Annotated in this window: 14 protein-coding genes and 1 pseudogene; 9 read left to right on the top strand and 6 right to left on the bottom strand. The window is 72.5% G+C overall.

Features of this window, described 5'->3' with window-relative positions; all coding sequences use genetic code 11:
- Window positions 1–10: 10 nt before the first annotated feature.
- A complete protein-coding gene (locus FHX68_RS06180; RefSeq protein WP_141381062.1) occupies window positions 11–1,873 on the bottom strand; it encodes a helicase-associated domain-containing protein in 1,863 nt (620 codons plus the stop codon).
- 2 nt (window positions 1,874–1,875) lie between these two features.
- A complete protein-coding gene (locus tag FHX68_RS06175) occupies window positions 1,876–2,166 on the bottom strand; it encodes a multidrug ABC transporter ATPase (RefSeq protein ID WP_141381063.1) in 291 nt (96 codons plus the stop codon).
- A 135-nt stretch (window positions 2,167–2,301) separates the two neighbouring features.
- Here FHX68_RS06175 and FHX68_RS06170 point away from each other — a divergent pair, with 135 nt between their 5' ends.
- Window positions 2,302–2,682, top strand: coding sequence for a cold-shock protein (locus FHX68_RS06170; RefSeq protein WP_141381076.1), 381 nt, complete (start codon window positions 2,302–2,304; stop codon window positions 2,680–2,682).
- A complete protein-coding gene (locus tag FHX68_RS06165; RefSeq protein ID WP_141381064.1) occupies window positions 2,666–3,355 on the top strand; it encodes a DUF3027 domain-containing protein in 690 nt (229 codons plus the stop codon). The genes FHX68_RS06170 and FHX68_RS06165 overlap by 17 nt, the downstream gene beginning before the upstream one ends.
- Before the next feature lie 45 nt (window positions 3,356–3,400).
- On the opposite strand, the pseudogene FHX68_RS15810 reads toward FHX68_RS06165, so the two are convergent.
- Window positions 3,401–3,724 (bottom strand): annotated as a pseudogene (locus FHX68_RS15810) (fibronectin type III-like domain-contianing protein); the annotation flags it as partial.
- Window positions 3,625–4,218 carry an ABC transporter permease gene (locus tag FHX68_RS15805; protein ID WP_229661597.1) on the bottom strand — a complete coding sequence of 198 codons (594 nt, stop codon included), beginning with the start codon at window positions 4,216–4,218 and terminating at the stop codon, window positions 3,625–3,627. The pseudogene FHX68_RS15810 and the gene FHX68_RS15805, both read right to left, overlap by 100 nt.
- A 136-nt stretch (window positions 4,219–4,354) precedes the next feature.
- Here FHX68_RS15805 and FHX68_RS06150 point away from each other — a divergent pair, with 136 nt between their 5' ends.
- Complete coding sequence (locus FHX68_RS06150) at window positions 4,355–4,567, top strand: TetR family transcriptional regulator C-terminal domain-containing protein (protein ID WP_373288718.1); 213 nt, start codon at window positions 4,355–4,357, stop codon at window positions 4,565–4,567.
- A gap of 49 nt (window positions 4,568–4,616) precedes the next feature.
- Here the strand turns inward: FHX68_RS06150 and serC are convergent, their stop codons facing one another.
- The gene (gene serC / locus FHX68_RS06145; protein ID WP_141381067.1) at window positions 4,617–5,735 is read right to left on the bottom strand and encodes a phosphoserine transaminase; all 1,119 of its coding nucleotides are present in this window, start codon (window positions 5,733–5,735) and stop codon (window positions 4,617–4,619) included.
- Between the two features lie 141 nt (window positions 5,736–5,876).
- On the opposite strand from serC, the gene FHX68_RS06140 reads away from it, so the two are divergent.
- From FHX68_RS06140 to FHX68_RS06115, 6 genes are all read left to right on the top strand, one after another.
- Complete coding sequence (locus FHX68_RS06140; RefSeq protein WP_141381068.1) at window positions 5,877–6,584, top strand: iron-dependent transcriptional repressor DtxR; 708 nt, start codon at window positions 5,877–5,879, stop codon at window positions 6,582–6,584.
- 322 nt (window positions 6,585–6,906) lie between these two features.
- Window positions 6,907–7,734: a M23 family metallopeptidase gene (locus FHX68_RS06135; RefSeq protein WP_229661596.1), complete on the top strand. Its 828-nt coding sequence runs from the start codon at window positions 6,907–6,909 to the stop codon at window positions 7,732–7,734.
- A 347-nt stretch (window positions 7,735–8,081) separates the two neighbouring features.
- On the top strand, window positions 8,082–8,579 hold the full coding sequence (locus FHX68_RS06130) for an HNH endonuclease (RefSeq protein ID WP_141381070.1): 498 nt from the start codon (window positions 8,082–8,084) through the stop codon (window positions 8,577–8,579).
- A gap of 126 nt (window positions 8,580–8,705) precedes the next feature.
- Window positions 8,706–9,404 carry a hypothetical protein gene (locus tag FHX68_RS06125; protein ID WP_141381071.1) on the top strand — a complete coding sequence of 233 codons (699 nt, stop codon included), beginning with the start codon at window positions 8,706–8,708 and terminating at the stop codon, window positions 9,402–9,404.
- Entirely contained in the window at window positions 9,404–11,098 is a 1,695-nt protein-coding gene (locus FHX68_RS06120; protein ID WP_483403588.1) for a DNA polymerase Y family protein, read from the top strand. The genes FHX68_RS06125 and FHX68_RS06120 overlap by 1 nt, the downstream gene beginning before the upstream one ends.
- Window positions 11,098–14,520, top strand: coding sequence for an error-prone DNA polymerase (locus FHX68_RS06115; RefSeq protein WP_141381072.1), 3,423 nt, complete (start codon window positions 11,098–11,100; stop codon window positions 14,518–14,520). Before FHX68_RS06120 ends, FHX68_RS06115 begins: the two co-directional genes overlap by 1 nt.
- Before the next feature lie 86 nt (window positions 14,521–14,606).
- Here the strand turns inward: FHX68_RS06115 and FHX68_RS06110 are convergent, their stop codons facing one another.
- Window positions 14,607–14,888, bottom strand: coding sequence for a HesB/IscA family protein (locus FHX68_RS06110; protein ID WP_141381073.1), 282 nt, complete (start codon window positions 14,886–14,888; stop codon window positions 14,607–14,609).
- Between the last annotated feature and the right edge of the window lie 156 nt (window positions 14,889–15,044).

The following is a 15,044-nucleotide window of genomic DNA, read 5'->3' as shown; positions in this document are numbered from 1 at the left end:
CGGCGCCCGGTCAGGCCGGACTCACGCGGGTGATGCTCGAGACGGGGAGCGTGCGCTCGACGTCGACGTTGCGGTCGAGGCCGCGCAGGCGTCCGCCGCCGAGCCCGGTCGCCTCGATCGTGAACTCGCGTTCGGTGCCGTCGGGCAGGCGCACCGCGACGACGATCGTCTCGCGGGCGCGGACGGCCTGTTCGAGCTCCCGGCCGAGCCAAGCCGCATCGGCGTCGCCGCTCTCGGCGGAACGCAGCCGCGCGAGCAGGCCGGCGTACACGGCCACCGGCTCGGGGGCGGGCTGCGCGGCACCGGCGAGCCGGTGCCGGTCGAGCGCGCGGCGGTCCCCGTTCTCGTCGACGGCGACGACGGGGTAGCGGGCGTCGGCGATCATCCAGAACGCGGTGTCGGGGCTCGACCGGGTGAGGAGGGCGTCGCCGCCGGATGCCTCGCCGCTCGGCACCAGGCCGAGCGGGCGCAGCGCCTGGTCGACGGCGACGGTGCGCAGCAGCGCCTCGTCGTCGCTCGTGACCCGGGTGTGGCCGAGGCCGTCGGGGCCGACGCGGAGCGCGCCGTGGCGGCTCGCCGAGCGCTCGATCTCGTAGGCGAGCGGTTGGGGCAGGCCCGTCAGCGAGAGCTCCTCGAGGAACGCGCGCAGCGTCTGCGCGGTCTCGCCCGCCGTCAGCGCGTCGGCGAGCGATTCGGCGGTGAACCGATACGAGGATGCCTGGGCGCGCGACTCGCGGCGCGCCATCGACCGCAGCCGCATGTCGAGGTGCGGAGCGAGGGAGCCAGGGGCGATCGCGGTGAGGTCGTTCTGCAGGTAGACCCGATCGACCTCGGGCGGAAGGAGCGCGGCGAGGGCGTCGGCGTCGATGTCGCCGCCCGCGGCGGCGGGCCGCGTCCACGCGGGCGCGGCGCCGGTGTCATCGAGCACGGCCCAGCGCCGGAGCGCCGTCAGCATCGCGTCGGCGCGCGCGCGCCATGCCGGGTCGTACGGGTAGGCGCCCGGCCAGGCATCCACGTCGATCCAGCCGCGGTCGGCACGGTCGCCGGCTTCGCCATCTTCGCCGGAGCGCAGGGCGCGGGGGAGCGCGTCGATCAGGGCGGCCGCGACGGTGCGCCAGCGCTCGATCGTGCTCGAGTGCAGCCACGTGAGACCCGGCGCGGTGACGAGCAGGGTGCGGCCGTCGGCGGCGAGGAGCCCCGCCTGCTCGGCGATCGCGACGAGCTCGTCGGCGGCGTCGGCATCGGCGACGGCGCCCGACTCGATGAGGCGGCGACGGTCGGCGGCGCCGAGGGTGCCCGCGCCGATCCGTGCGAGCGGGCTGGTGAGCGCGGCCTGCAGCACGTCGGCGAGCGAGGCGACGGCGGTGAACGCCCGCTCCGCGGCGGCGGCATCGGTCTCCGGCGCCCCGGGCGTGGCCGGTGCGGCGCCAGCCGAGGCCGCGTCAGCCGAGCCCGGCTCGGCCGAGCCCGCGTCGGCGGGCGCCGCGTCGTCCGGGGCCGGGTCGTCCCGTGCCGCCCCGGCCGACCCCGCGGCCGGAGCAGAGACGACCGTCGCGGCGAGGAGGGCGGCGGCCGTGGCATCCCACGCTGTGCCGTCGTCCGAGATCAGGGCGCGGGCCACCAGCGCGTCGCGGTCGGGGCCGGCCGGGACCGCGTCGTCGAGGGCGGCGCGGAGCGCGTGCGCCTCACGGGCGGAGAGGTCGGTGATCGCTCGCGCCAGGGACGCGGGGTCGAGCAGCTGCTCCGCGGCGTCGAACGCGTCGCTCCAGGGGGAGGTGGGGGAAACGCGCCGCGCATCGAACAGCGCCGCGAGCGACTCGTCGCTGCGGGCGGAGAGCTGACGAGCGAGCGTGCGGGCGTCGGAGGCGGCCACGGTCAGCGGCGCTTGCCGGCCCGCGCCTTTCGCACGAAGGTCATGATCAGCACGGTCAGCAGCAGCACGAACGCGACGATCGGTGCGATGTACACGGTCGTGCCGACCGCCGGCCACAGCCCCGACCCGAAGTCGTCGTGGTCCATGCCCGAGGCCGATCCGATCATGATCGCGACGAAGCAGACAACCGACAGCAGCAGCAGGCCGAGAGACATGAATGCCAGCACACGGTCGATCCGACGGACGGGAAGGTCATCGGAGGCAGCCGGGCTGCGGGGCGTGGAAGGCGACATCGGCACCAGCCTAGTGGTTCACGCCCGGCCGCCGTACGGTCGTGAACTAGGCTGGAGGGCGGGGCGACCGCCCCCTCATCACCCGCGCGCGCACGTCGTCGACGACACGTGGCGCGCACGATCAGCGAGGTTCAGATGCCCACCGGCAAGGTCAGGTTCTACGACGACGAGAAAGGCTTCGGCTTCATCACCACCGATGACGGCCAGGATGTCTTCCTGCACGCCTCGGTCCTTCCTGCGGGAACGGTCGTGAAGACCGGCACGCGGCTCGAATTCGGTGTCGCCGACGGCAAGCGGGGGCTGCAGGCGCTCGCGGTGCGGGTGCTGGATGCCCCGGTGAGCCTCGCCAAGCGCAACCGCCCGAAGCCCGATGACATGGCGATCATCGTCGAAGACGTCGTCAAGCTGCTCGACAAGGTCGGCGGGGACCTGCGCCGCGGCCACTACCCGAACGCGGGTCAGGGCGCGAAGGTCGCCGCGATCCTGCGCAAGGTAGCCGATGACCTCGACGCCTGAGAACGACGAGCAGGCCGCTGACGACGCCGTCGAGACGGTCGACGCGGTCGCCGACGCGCGACTCATCGACGCGCACGACCTCGCGCTCGCCGCGCTCTACGAGATCACCCCGGCAGCGACGGTCGGGGCACCCGCGGGTTACACCCTCGAAGAGGGCGGCGTCGTGTCGCTCCGCTTCGCGAACACCATGCCGGGCTACCCGAACTGGTTCTGGACGGTGAGCGTCGCCGTGGTCGACGGCGCCGAGCCGAGCGTGCTCGAGGCCGAACTGCTGCCCGGCGAAGGGGCCCTTCTCGCTCCCGAGTGGGTGCCGTGGGCCGAGCGGCTCGCCGAGTATCAGGCGGCGCAGGCCGCCCTCGCCGCCGAGCAGGGGGACGCCGAGGCGTCGGACGAGGGCGACGAGGATGCCGACGAGGACGATCTCGACGACGACGATCTCGACGACGACATCGACGACCTCGACGCCGCCGACTTCGATGAGGACGGCTCGCCGATCCTGCACGCGGGCGACGTCGACGGCGTCGACATCGACGAGCTCGACGAAGACGCGGAAGACGACGAAGACGACGAAAACGCGGACGAGGACGACGAAGCAGACGCGGGCGACGCGGCTGCAGAAGAAGACGACGACGAGATCGACGACGCCGACGAAAGTGATCCGACCGAGCGCTGAACGGCACCCACCGCGCCGGCGCCCGGCCGGATCGGCCTGTCCGGGTCAGGCAGCCGCGACCGTGAAACTCACGGACCGCAGGTCCTCGTCACGCGACGACGAGCCGATCAACAGCTCGAAGGCGCCCGGTTCGACGATGCGCGCGCCCGTGGCATCCACGATCGTGCAGTCGGCGACCGGCACCTCGAGCTCCACGGTCTCCTCCGCGCCGGGCGCGAGGTCGACGTGGCGGTACGCCTTGAGCTCCTTGTCGGCCCAGCTGGCCGAGGTCACCGCGTCGCGGACGTAGGCCTGTACGACCTCGTGCGCGGGACGCTCGCCGGTGTTGCGCAGCGTGACGCGCGCCCGCACGGTGTCGGCGGGGGAGAGCGAGGATGCCTCGAGCGCGGGCGCAGCGACATCGTCTGCGCGCGCAGCACGCGCGCGCCCCACGCCCAGCCGGTGAGCCCCAGCACCGCGGCGATGAGCACGAGCGGCGGGTCCTGGAACTGCGACGCGATGATGATCATGAGCGGCAGCGCCGGCAGCACGAGGAAGACGTTCGACAGTGCCGAGAGCGATTCGCTCTTCCATCCGCGCAGGTAGCCGGCGGTCACGCCGACGAGGATCGCCATGACGGTGGCCATCATCGTGGCGAGGAAACCCACGACGAGCACGCCCCGCGTCCCGTAGATGATCTGACTGAAGACGTCTTCGCCGATGTGCGTCGCGCCGAGCGGGAACTGCCACGAGGGCGGCTCCAGCGTGTGGTCGAGGTGCTGCGCCGTCGGGTCGTAAGGGGCGATCAGCGGGGCGAAGATGGCCACGAGCACGAAGATCCCGAGGATGATCAGTCCGGCCGCCGATTTGGGGTTTGCGAACATCGCCAGTGAGGCGCGCAGCTGGCTGAAGAAGGTGCGCTTCTTCGGGGCTTGCGGCTCGGCGGTGACCATGGTCGCCGTCTCCGGGGTGCCGATCCCGGCGGCGTCCACCGTCGCGGGTGTCTGTGCGGGAATGGTCATGTCAGGCCTCCGTCTCGCGCACGCGCGGGTCGAGGATGACCCGCAGCAGGTCGCCGAGGCATCCGCCGCGATCCTCGCGGTCATGGACGGCCTGCAGGTGCAGTGGCTGCTCGACCCCACGCAGGTCGATCTCGGCCGCACGTCGCAGTTCGCGATCGAGGCGATCGCCGCCGCCGTGCTGCGCCCGCAGACTTCGGTGCTGCAGGACTGACCCCGACGGTCACCGGTCGGCGGCGGCCGTCAGCAGGCGTCAGCGCGGATCAGCCGCGCTGACCGTCGATCGTGTACTCGATGCACTTGACGAGCTGGCGCACGTCGTCGGGCTCGATCGAGACGAAGGTCGCGATCCGCAGCTGGTTGCGACCGAGCTTGCGGTACGGCTCGGTGTCGACGATGTCGTTGGCGCGGAGGCTGGATGCCACGGCCGCGGCATCCACCGTCTCGTCGAAGTCGATCGTGACGACGACGGGCGAGCGGTCGGCGGGGTCGGCCACGAACGGCGTCGCGTACGGCACGCTCTCGGCCCAGTCGTAGAGCACCGACGACGACTCGGCGGTGCGGGCGGAGGCCCAGCCGAGGCCGCCGTTGCCGTTGATCCACTCGAGCTGCTTGTCGAGGAGGAACAGGGTCGCCACCGCGGGGGTGTTGAGGGTCTGGTTGAGCCGCGAGTTGTCGAGCGCGTTCTTGAGGCTCAGGAACTCGGGGATGTAGCGGCCCGATGCGGCGATCCGCTCGATCCGCTCGATCGCGGCGGGGGAGACCGCCGCGAACCACAGGCCGCCGTCGGAGCCGAGGTTCTTCTGCGGGGCGAAGTAGTAGACGTCGGACTCGGAGATGCGCAGGTTGATGCCGCCGGCGGCACTCGTCGCGTCGATCACGGTGAGCGCGCCCTCGTCGCCGCGCACCCGCTCGACGGGCGCCGAGACGCCGGTCGAGGTCTCGTTGTGCGGCCAGGCGTACACGTCGACGCCCTCGACGGGGCTCGGGGTCGTGCGCGAGCCCGGGTCGGCCTTGCGCACGTCGGGCGCCTGCAGCCACGGCGCGGCGGCGGCGGCGGCGAACTTGCCGCCGAACTCGCCGAAGACGAGGTTCTGCGCGCGGTTCTCGATGAGGCCGAACGATGCGGCATCCCAGAACGCGGTCGACCCGCCGTTGCCGACGATGATCTCGTAGCCGGAGGGCAGGCGCAGCAGGTCGGACAGACCCATGCGCACCTGGCCGACGAGGCTCTTCACCGGGGCCTGGCGGTGCGAGGTGCCGAGCAGCGCCGCGCCGGGACCGGCGAGGGCGATCATCTGCTCGGTGCGGATCTTGGACGGGCCGCAGCCGAAGCGTCCATCGGTGGGCAGGATCTCGCGCGGGAGAGTCACGTGGGCCATGCACAGAGTCTAGGGCGACGTCTCGGGCGATGGTGGCCGTGGCATCCTGCCCGGGGCGCCGCGCCCGCGTCTGTTGTCTGACCGAACGGATAGGCTGGATGCACCGACACATCTGTATCCCCTTCGCGCACCGAGGCAGCCATGACCGACCTGATCGACACCACCGAGATGTATCTGCGCACCGTCCTCGAGCTCGAGGAAGAGGGCATCGTGCCCCTGCGCGCCCGCATCTCGGAGCGCCTCGGCCACTCCGGCCCCACCGTCTCGCAGACCGTCGGCCGGATGGAGCGCGACGGGCTGATCGTCGTCACCGACGACCGGTCGCTGGCCCTCACCGAGGCCGGCCGGCAGAAGGCCGTCGACGTGATGCGCAAGCACCGTCTCGCCGAGCGGCTGCTCTCCGACGTGATCGGGCTCGACTGGGCGTATGTGCACGAAGAGGCCTGCCGCTGGGAGCACGTGATGAGCGAGCTCGTCGAGCGGCGTCTGCTCGAACTGCTCGGGCACCCCACCGAATCGCCCTACGGCAACCCGATCCCGGGTCTCGACCAGCTCGGAGACGTGCCCGCGCGCACGTTCGACGACGGCGTCGTCGGACTCGTCCGGCTCATGAACGAGACCGGCGGGCCGGTCACCGGCACCGTGCGCCGGCTCGCCGAACCGGCCCAGGTCGACCCCGAGCTGCTGACCCAGCTGCGCGATGCGGGTGTCATGCCCGGCGCCGTGGGCGATTTCCGCTTCAGCGAGGGCTACGTGCTGGTGCAGATGGAGGGCTCGGACGAGGGGCTGGAGCTCCCCGTCGAGGTCGCCTCGCACATCTTCCTGACGGGCGCCGCACCGCAGGCCTGACCCTGGCCATCCGGTGGGAGAGAGCTGGGTCCGACAGGTGCTACGTGACTTATTCGTTACCTTCGGGTAGCCTCGAAAAGTCCAACTGGCGAGAAGCCCGCCACGGATCGCCGCACGAATTGCCTCATGGGTTCGTCGTTCGCGCGGTGACACCCGTACATCTGTGCCCTGACACCGAGTGCCGACGAACCAGCGATCCCCGCCAGCGGGGGCATGCGGAGGCGCCGGAGGACCCTTGGCTGAAAAGTACGACCCGTCGCAAGAGACACCCGAGTCCGAGCCGACGAAGACCGTTCTGCGGAGCCGTGCGCGCCGCCTGGTAGTGCCGACCACCGCCGCGCAGGCGCCCGCGCCGCGCCCCACCCGCGCCCAGCGCCGTGCCGCCGGCAAGCCGCATCCGGCGCGCAGCTTCTTCACCGTCGCCGCCGTCGCCGCCCTCGTGGCCACCGTCGCGGTGCCCGCCGCGTTCAGCGCCGCCGGCAGCACGCCCGCCGAGGCGGCCGTGACGACCGTGCAGCAGCTGGCCGCCGACAACGCGCAGTCGCTCGTCGTGGCATCCGAGGCGACGCCCGCCGCCCTCGCGCGCGGCGGCTACGCTGCCACCACGCCCGAGGAGATCCAAGCGAAGAAGGACGAAGAGGCCGCCAAGGCCGCCGCCGCCGCCGCCAAGGCCGCCGCCGCCGCGCGCGTCGCTGCCGCCGCAGCGGCGTCGGCCGACTCGTCGAGCTACACCGGAGCGATCGCCGAGACGATCGCTCCCGCCGGTTCGGTCGTCCGCCCGCTGACGTCGTTCAACAACTTCGGCACCCCCTACGCCGGCCACAAGGGCACCGACTACATGGCCGACCGCGGCACGCCGCTCTACTCGATCGCCGACGGCGTGGTCGTCGCCTCCGACGAGGACGGCCCGGGATGGGGTGTCTACGTCAAGATCGCCCACAACATCGGCGGCCAGAGCGTCACCTCGCTCTACGCGCACATGCTCTACGGCTCGCGGCGGGTCACGGTCGGCCAGACCGTCAGCGCCGGGCAGCTGATCGGGCAGGTCAGTGACACCGGGCGCGCCTACGGCACGCACCTGCACCTGGAGATCTACGTCAACGGCTCGTGGGTCGACGCGGAGAGCTGGCTCGTCGCCAACGTCGGCTGACGCCCGACGCGCTCCGGTCGAGGTCGGGCGACACGCGGCATCCGTTCGCCCGGTTTTCGCCGACCCCTTCCCCGACTGGGTTACCCTGATCCCGACGCTCGCAGAAGCCGAGGGGGAACAGGTGGACACAGCAGGAGCCCGCATCCGCACCATGGATGCCCTCTGCCGGAACGCATCCGGCCGCTACGTGCTCCGCCATCGCGTGTACGACTGCCGCAGCGAGAGCTGTGAGAGAAGGGCGCTGTCTTCATGACAGCGCCTTTTTTCGTGCCCGCGGCCCGCCCGGTCGCTGCGATCTCACACCGAGAGGCCGCTGAAGCCGTCACGGCCGTTCGAGAGGACACCGCATGCGCACCCTGGTACTGAACGCCGGATACGAACCCCTGGCCGTCGTCTCGTTCAAACGAGCCCTCGTGCTCGTGATGAACGAGAAGGCGACCGTGATCGAGCGGATCGACGAGGATCCCGTCTGGGGGATCGGAGGTCAGGTCGATCGCCCCGCCGTCATCGTGCTCACCCGCTATGTGCGGGTTCCCGGCGCCCGCCGGGTGCCCGTCACCCGCCGCGGCGTGCTGCGCCGTGACGCGCACCGCTGTGCGTACTGCGGCGGGCCGGCCAGCACGATCGATCACGTGCTGCCGCGCTCGCGCGGGGGAGCGGACTCGTGGGAGAACCTCGTCGCGTGTTGCCTGCGCTGCAACAATGTGAAGGGCGATCGCACGCCGCAGGAGATGAGCTGGACCCTCCGCTGGGTGCCGCAGCCGCCCCGCGGGGCGCAGTGGACGGTGCGGGGCACGGAGCGCTCCGACCCGGTCTGGGAACCGTACCTCTCGCTCGCCGCCTGAGGCTTTTCCCGCGCGACCACGCCTTCCTCCGGCTGGCTCGAGGCCGGCGGCGGCGATGTCCGACCCCGTGGTTATCTTCGATCTCACTGGATTGAGAGATTAGAACGAAAGTTCTACTCTGGTGAGATGAGGTCGATCGTGGGGAACGTCGCCGTCCGTGACGTCGCGAGCACCGTCGACGGGCTGCGTGCGCAGCTCGAGCGCATGCAGGGCCGGCGGCTCGAGACGCCCGTGCTGCCGGTGCCGCAGGCCCTCGCCACGCTGCTTCCCGGCGGTGGCCTGCGCCCCGGGGCCTCGTATTCGCTCGGGCGATCGATGTCGCTGCTGTTCGCCCTGTTCGCCCGCCCCTCGCAAGACGGGGCCTGGTGCGCGGCGGTGGGCATGCCGCACCTGGGGGCCGAGGCGGCCCGCGCGGCGGGGGTCGATCTGTCGCGACTCGTGCTGATCCCCGAGCCGGGGGAGCGCTGGCTCGCGGTGACGGCGGCGATCGCCGACGTGCTGCCGGTGGTGGCGGTGCGCCCGCCCGCGCGTGCGAAAGACGGCGACATCGCGCGCCTGGCGGGGCGCATGCGCGAGCGTGAGGCGGTGCTGCTCGTGCAGGGGCCGTGGCCGCAGACCGAGGCGATGATCGACGTCGGCGACCCGTCGTGGTCGGGCATCGGCGAGGGGTACGGCCTGCTCGAGGGCAGAGAGCTGACCGTCACGGTGACCAGCCGCCGCTTTCCCCGCCCGCGCACGGGCCGCGTGCTGCTGCCGGATGCCGCGGGTGCGGTCTCCCGTGCCGTCACGCCCGACCATGGCATGCCGCTCCGGGCGGTGAGCTGATGACGGGCGAGCGGATGCCGGGTGAGCGGATGCCGGGTGAGCGGATGACCGGCGAGCGGATGCCGGATGCCGCCGAGCTCGCGCCGCGGACGCTCGTCGTGTGGGTGCCCGACTGGCCGATCGTGGCGCTCGCCCGTGACGGCGACGAGCCGTGGGATGTCTCCCTGCCGATCGCGATCTTCGCGAAGGGCGCGGTGGTGGCCTGTTCGCCCGCGGCGCGGGCTGAGGGGGTGCGACGCGGCCAGCGGCGTCGCGACGCGCAGGCGCGCTGCCCGCACCTCGAGGTCGTCCTCGACGACCCGGTGCGCGACCACCGCGCGTTCGCTCCCGTGGTCGCCGCGGTCGAAGAGGCCGCGCCGAGCGTGCAGGTGATCCAGCCGGGGCTCCTGGCCCTGCGGGCGAAGGGGCCGGCGCGGTTCTACGGCGGGGAGGCGTCGGCGGCGACCGTGCTGTCGGGAGCGGTGGCCGCGCAGGGGATCGACGATGTGCGTGTCGCGGTCGCCGACGGCGCGTTCACCGCCGAGCAGGCCGCCCGCCGCGGCACCCGCGCGACCGACCCGGTGCGGATCGTGCCGCGCGGGGCGGCCGGCCCCTTCCTCGCCCCGCTGCCGGTCGCGGTGCTCGACGACGACACGGTGAGCCTGTTCGCCCGGCTCGGCGTGCAGACGCTCGGAGCGGTCGCCGCCCTCGGCCCCGACCGGCTGAGCGAGCGGTTCGGCGCCCGCGGCGCGCGGCTCTTCGCCCTGGCATCCGGACACGACCCCCGTCCGGTGCAGGCGCGCACGCCCCCGCCCGAACTGCACCGCGAGGTCGCCTTCGAGCCGCCGGTGAGCCTCGCCGAGCAGATCGCGTTCGGGGTGCGCGTGCCGGCCGAGGAGTTCACCGGACGGCTGGGCGATCGGGGCCTCGTCTGCACCGAGGTGCGCGTCGTGCTGACCGGCGAGCACGGGGAACGGAGCGAACGGGTGTGGCGGCATCCCGACGCGTTCGACGCCGCGGCGATCGTCGACCGGGTGCGGTGGCAGCTCGCCGAGCAGGGCGCGGCGGGGGTCGGGCGCCGCGCGGGCGGGGCCGGCGCGAGCGCGGGGCTCCGCAGCGCCGTCACGAGCGTGCGGATCGAACCCGAGGGGGTGGATGCCGCGGCGCACCACACGGCGCGGCTGTTCGGCTCGGGGCCCGAGGAGCGCGTGCACCATGCACTGTCGCGGGTGCAGGCGATGCTCGGGCATCAGGGGGTACTCACCCCCGAGATCGGCGGCGGGCGATGGCTCGCCGAGCGGCAGCAGCTCGTGCCGTGGGGAGACCGCCTGGAGTCGGCGGCGCGGGTCGCCGACCGGCCGTGGCCGGGCAGCCTGCCCGGGCCGCTCCCCACGACGGTGTTCGCCGACGCGCCGCCGGTGGCGGTGCTCGACGCCGACGGCGACATGGTGGCCGTCGACGGGCGGGGCGAGCCGACCGCCGAGCCGGTGTGGGTCACGGTCGGCGCCGCGCCGGGGCGGCCGGGGCAGCCCGCGCGCCCCGCGCAGCGCCGCGGCGTCGACCGGTGGGCGGGGCCGTGGCCGGTGATCGAACGGGGGTGGGATGCCGCGCGCGCCCGCCGCGCGCACCGGTTCCAGATCGTCGACACCGAGCAGGTGGCGTGGCTGCTCGTCTGCGAGGAGGGCGGCTGGACGGTGGAGGGGAGGTACGACTGATGGGCTTCAACAACCCTTCCGTGACGTGGTCGGAGATGGAGCGCGTGCTGAGCGGGCGCGCCAAGGAGCCCGACGGCGGCGACGGCCCGGCGTTCTCACGCAAGCGCGGAAAGTACGAGCCCCCGCCCATCGAACGCCCGGACGACGCCGTGCCCTACGCCGAGCTGCACGCGCACTCGTCGTACTCGTTCCTCGACGGGGCCTCGTCGCCGGCGGAGCTCGCCGAGGAGGCCGAGCGGCTGGGGCTGCACGCCCTCGCCGTCACCGATCACGACGGGTTCTACGGGATCGTCCGCTTCGCCGAAGCCGCCGAACAGCTGCACGTGAAGACGGTGTTCGGCGCCGAGCTGTCGCTGAGCGATGATCCGTGGTCGCCGAGCGCGGCGCGCAGCGGCCCGGCCGACCCCGAGGGCACCCACCTGCTCGTGCTCGCCCGCGGCGAGGAGGGCTATCACCGCCTGGCCGCCGCGATCACGCACGCGCAGCTCGCCGGCGGCGAGAAGGGCCGCCCCCGCTACGACCTCGACGACCTCGCCGCGCGCGCCGAGGGGCACTGGGCCGTGCTCACCGGGTGCCGCAAGGGCGCGGTGCGTCAGGCACTGGCATCCGGTGGCGCCGCGGCGGCCGCCGACGCTCTCGACCGGCTCGTCGCCCGCTTCGGCGCGGGCGCGGTCGACGTCGAGCTCATCGACCACGGAAACCCCGCCGACACCCGCGACAACGACCTGCTCGCCGCCCTCGCCGCCGAGCGCGGGCTGCCTGTCCTCGCGACCAACAACGTGCACTACGCCGCGCCCGAGCGCATGCAGCTCGCCGCGGCCGTCGCCGCCGTGCGGGCGGGCCGCGGCCTCGACGAGCTCGACGGGTGGCTGCCCTCGCACGGCGCGGCGCATCTGCGTTCCGGCGCCGAGATGGCTCGCCGCTTCCGCCGCTACCCGGGGGCGATCGCGCGCACCGTGACCCTCGCCGACGAGCTCGCGTTCCCCCTGCGCCGCGCGAAGCCCGCCCTGCCGAAGACGGCGGTGCCCGAGGGTCATACGCCGATGTCGTGGCTGCGGAAGCTCGTGTGGGATGCCGTGCCGCGCAAGTATCCCGACGCGTCCGACGCCGACCGCGCGCGCATCGACAAAGAGCTCGGCGTCATCGAGCAGAAGGACTTCCCGGGCTACTTCCTCATCGTGCACGGGATCGTCGCCGAGGCGCGGCGCCGAGGCATCCTCTGTCAGGGGCGCGGATCCGCGGCCAACAGCGCCGTCTGCTATCTGCTCGACATCACGGCGGTCGACTCGATCTTCTACAACCTGCCGTTCGAGCGGTTCCTCTCCGCGATGCGCGAGGAGGAGCCCGACATCGACGTCGACTTCGACTCCGACCGGCGCGAGGAGATCATCCAGTGGGTGTTCGACACCTACGGCCGCGAGCGGACCGCGCAGGTTGCGAACGTCATCCAGTACCGGCCGAAGAACGCGGTGCGCGACATGGCGCGGGCCCTCGGTCATTCGCCGGGGCAGCAGGATGCCTGGTCGAAGCAGGTCGAGCGGTGGGACGGCCCCGTGCCGGGTGCCCACGACATCCCCGATCGGGTGCTCGAATACGCGAGCGCTCTGATGAAGGCGCCCCGCCACCTCGGCATCCACTCCGGTGGCATGGTGCTCACCGAGCGTCCCGTCGGCGAGGTCGTGCCGATCGAGCATGCCCGCATGGAGAAGCGCACCGTCATCCAGTGGGACAAGGATGACGCGGCGTGGATGGGGCTCGTCAAGTTCGACCTGCTCGGTCTCGGCATGCTCGCCGCCTTGCAGTACTGCTTCGATCTCATCCGGGCGGCGACGGGGGAGGAATGGTCGCTCGACACGATCCCGAAAGAGGAGCAGGCGGTCTACGACATGCTCTGCCGGGCAGATTCGATCGGGGTGTTCCAGGTCGAGTCGCGCGCGCAGATGGGGCTGCTTCCGCGACTGCAGCCGCGGCGTTTCTACGACCTCGTGATCGAGATCGCCCTGATCCGACCCGGGCCGATCCAGGGCGGTGCGGTGCACCCGTACGTGCGGCGCAAGGTGCAGGGCGAGAAGGTCACCTACGCGCATCTGAAGCTCGAGCCGGTGCTCGAGCGCACTCTCGGCATCCCGATCTTCCAGGAGCAGCTCATGCAGATGGGCATGGCCGTGGGGGATCTCACGGGCGAGGATGCCGATGTGCTGCGCCGCGCGATGGGGTCGAAGCGCGGCATCGAGCGGATCGAGTCGGTGAAGGCGAAGCTCTACGCCGGCATGGAGCGCAACGGGCTCGTGGGCGAGGTCGCCGACGACATCTACGCGAAGATCCAGGCGTTCGCGAACTTCGGCTTCGCAGAGAGCCACTCGCTGTCGTTCGCGCTGCTCGTGTACGCGTCGTCGTGGCTCAAGCTGCACTACCCGGCGGCGTTCCTCGCGGCGCTGCTGCGGGCGCAGCCGATGGGGTTCTACTCACCGGCATCCCTCACCGCCGACGCCCGTCGGCACGGCGTGACGGTGCGCCGCCCCGACATCCACGCCTCCGGCGCCGACGCCGGGCTCGAAGCGGTCGACGCCGACGCATCGTCGCCCACGGGCGGGCGTGGGGGGCCGATCGCCGCGCCGACGGGACGGGACGCGTGCACCGATCCCCACCAGCCGCCCGTGCCGGTCTTCGACGCCGCGGCGCCCGACGAGTCGGCCCGGCATCGCCGCGACGGCGTCTTCGCGGTGCGGCTCGGGCTCGCCGCCGTCAGCGGTGTCGGGCAGCCGCTCGCGAAGCGGATCGTCGCGGCGCGTGCGGCCGAGGGTCCGTTCCGCGACCTCCGCGACCTCGTGCGGCGCACGAACGCGACCGAGGCGCAGGTCGAGGCGCTCGCCACCGCGGGGGCGTTCGAGAGCATGGGCATCTCGCGGCGCGAGGGGCTGTGGCTGGCGGGGGATGCCGCGCAGGATCGCACCGAGTTCCTCGCGGGCACGCTCATGTCGGTGCAGCCGCCGCTGTTCCCCGACCAGTCGAGCTACGACGTCCTCGCCGCCGACCTCTGGGCGACCGGCATCTCGACCGACGATCATCCGCTCACGCACTACCGATCGCAGCTGGATGCGCGGGGCGTGCTCACTTCGCGTGGTCTGCGTGAGCATGAAGAGGGCCGCCGGGTCGAGGTTGCGGGCCTGGTGACCCACCGGCAGCGGCCCGCGACGGCGTCGGGCATCACGTTCCTGAACCTGGAGGACGAGCACGGCCTCATGAACGTGATCTGCTCGAAGGGGGTGTGGGACCGGTATCGACGGGTGCTGCGCGACTCGCCGGCGCTCATCGCGCGCGGCATGCTGGAGCGCTCGCCGGAAGGGGTGACGAACCTCGTCGCCGACGCGTTCGAAGACCTGCGGGTGGGGGTGCAGCACCGGTCCCGGGACTTCCGCTGACCCGCGCCCGAGCGCTACGGCTGTAGACCACAGATGGCGCCCCGGCATCGTGTGCCGGGGCGCCATCCGTGGTTCCGAAGGCGGAATCAGCGGCGCTGCGCGAGCGCGAAACCGACGCCGCCGTTCTCGTCGATCTGCGCGTCGAGTACGCGGTCGTCGAGCTGCACGGTCGAGACCGCGTCGACGAAGACCCGCGCCCCGGCATCCTCGACGACCGTGTCGCCCTCCTCGGGCGCGTCGGCGAGAGTGACGGCGTAGCCCTCGTTCGGTGCCGTGGCCTGTGCGATGCGCAGGCCCGCCGAGTCGGCGGGAATCCGCTCGGTGAGGTGCTTGACGGCGGTGCGGGCGTTCTCGGTGAGTGTGAGCATGGTGCTCTCCTTCCGTGGAGTGCTTTGCGTGGATGAGTCGGCCACGATTCCGAGAATGTGCGCCGATCGCAACCCTCTGACACACCTTGGGCTCGCACTCACACGGGATATGGAGGTTTGCGGCTGTCAACCCTAGGCGCAGAGAGCCCAGGGGGC

It is taken from the genome of Microbacterium lacticum (assembly GCF_006716815.1).
GTDB lineage: Bacteria > Actinomycetota > Actinomycetes > Actinomycetales > Microbacteriaceae > Microbacterium > Microbacterium lacticum.
This window is presented reverse-complemented; position numbering and strand designations above follow the sequence as displayed.

What these genes read in the sequence shown, in the direction of transcription:
- FHX68_RS06115 (WP_141381072.1), top strand. Translation starts at nt 11,098, where the DNA reads ATGGGCTTCAACAACCCTTCCGTGACGTGGTCGGAGATGGAGCGCGTG.
- FHX68_RS15805 (WP_229661597.1), bottom strand. Translation starts at nt 4,218, where the DNA reads ATGTTCGCAAACCCCAAATCGGCGGCCGGACTGATCATCCTCGGGATC.
- FHX68_RS06130 (WP_141381070.1), top strand. Translation starts at nt 8,082, where the DNA reads ATGCGCACCCTGGTACTGAACGCCGGATACGAACCCCTGGCCGTCGTC.
- FHX68_RS06120 (WP_483403588.1), top strand. Translation starts at nt 9,404, where the DNA reads ATGACGGGCGAGCGGATGCCGGGTGAGCGGATGCCGGGTGAGCGGATG.
- FHX68_RS06110 (WP_141381073.1), bottom strand. Translation starts at nt 14,888, where the DNA reads ATGCTCACACTCACCGAGAACGCCCGCACCGCCGTCAAGCACCTCACC.
- FHX68_RS06165 (WP_141381064.1), top strand. Translation starts at nt 2,666, where the DNA reads ATGACCTCGACGCCTGAGAACGACGAGCAGGCCGCTGACGACGCCGTC.
- serC (WP_141381067.1), bottom strand. Translation starts at nt 5,735, where the DNA reads ATGGCCCACGTGACTCTCCCGCGCGAGATCCTGCCCACCGATGGACGC.
- FHX68_RS06125 (WP_141381071.1), top strand. Translation starts at nt 8,706, where the DNA reads ATGAGGTCGATCGTGGGGAACGTCGCCGTCCGTGACGTCGCGAGCACC.
- FHX68_RS06175 (WP_141381063.1), bottom strand. Translation starts at nt 2,166, where the DNA reads ATGTCGCCTTCCACGCCCCGCAGCCCGGCTGCCTCCGATGACCTTCCC.
- FHX68_RS06140 (WP_141381068.1), top strand. Translation starts at nt 5,877, where the DNA reads ATGACCGACCTGATCGACACCACCGAGATGTATCTGCGCACCGTCCTC.
- FHX68_RS06170 (WP_141381076.1), top strand. Translation starts at nt 2,302, where the DNA reads ATGCCCACCGGCAAGGTCAGGTTCTACGACGACGAGAAAGGCTTCGGC.
- FHX68_RS06150 (WP_373288718.1), top strand. Translation starts at nt 4,355, where the DNA reads ATGTCAGGCCTCCGTCTCGCGCACGCGCGGGTCGAGGATGACCCGCAG.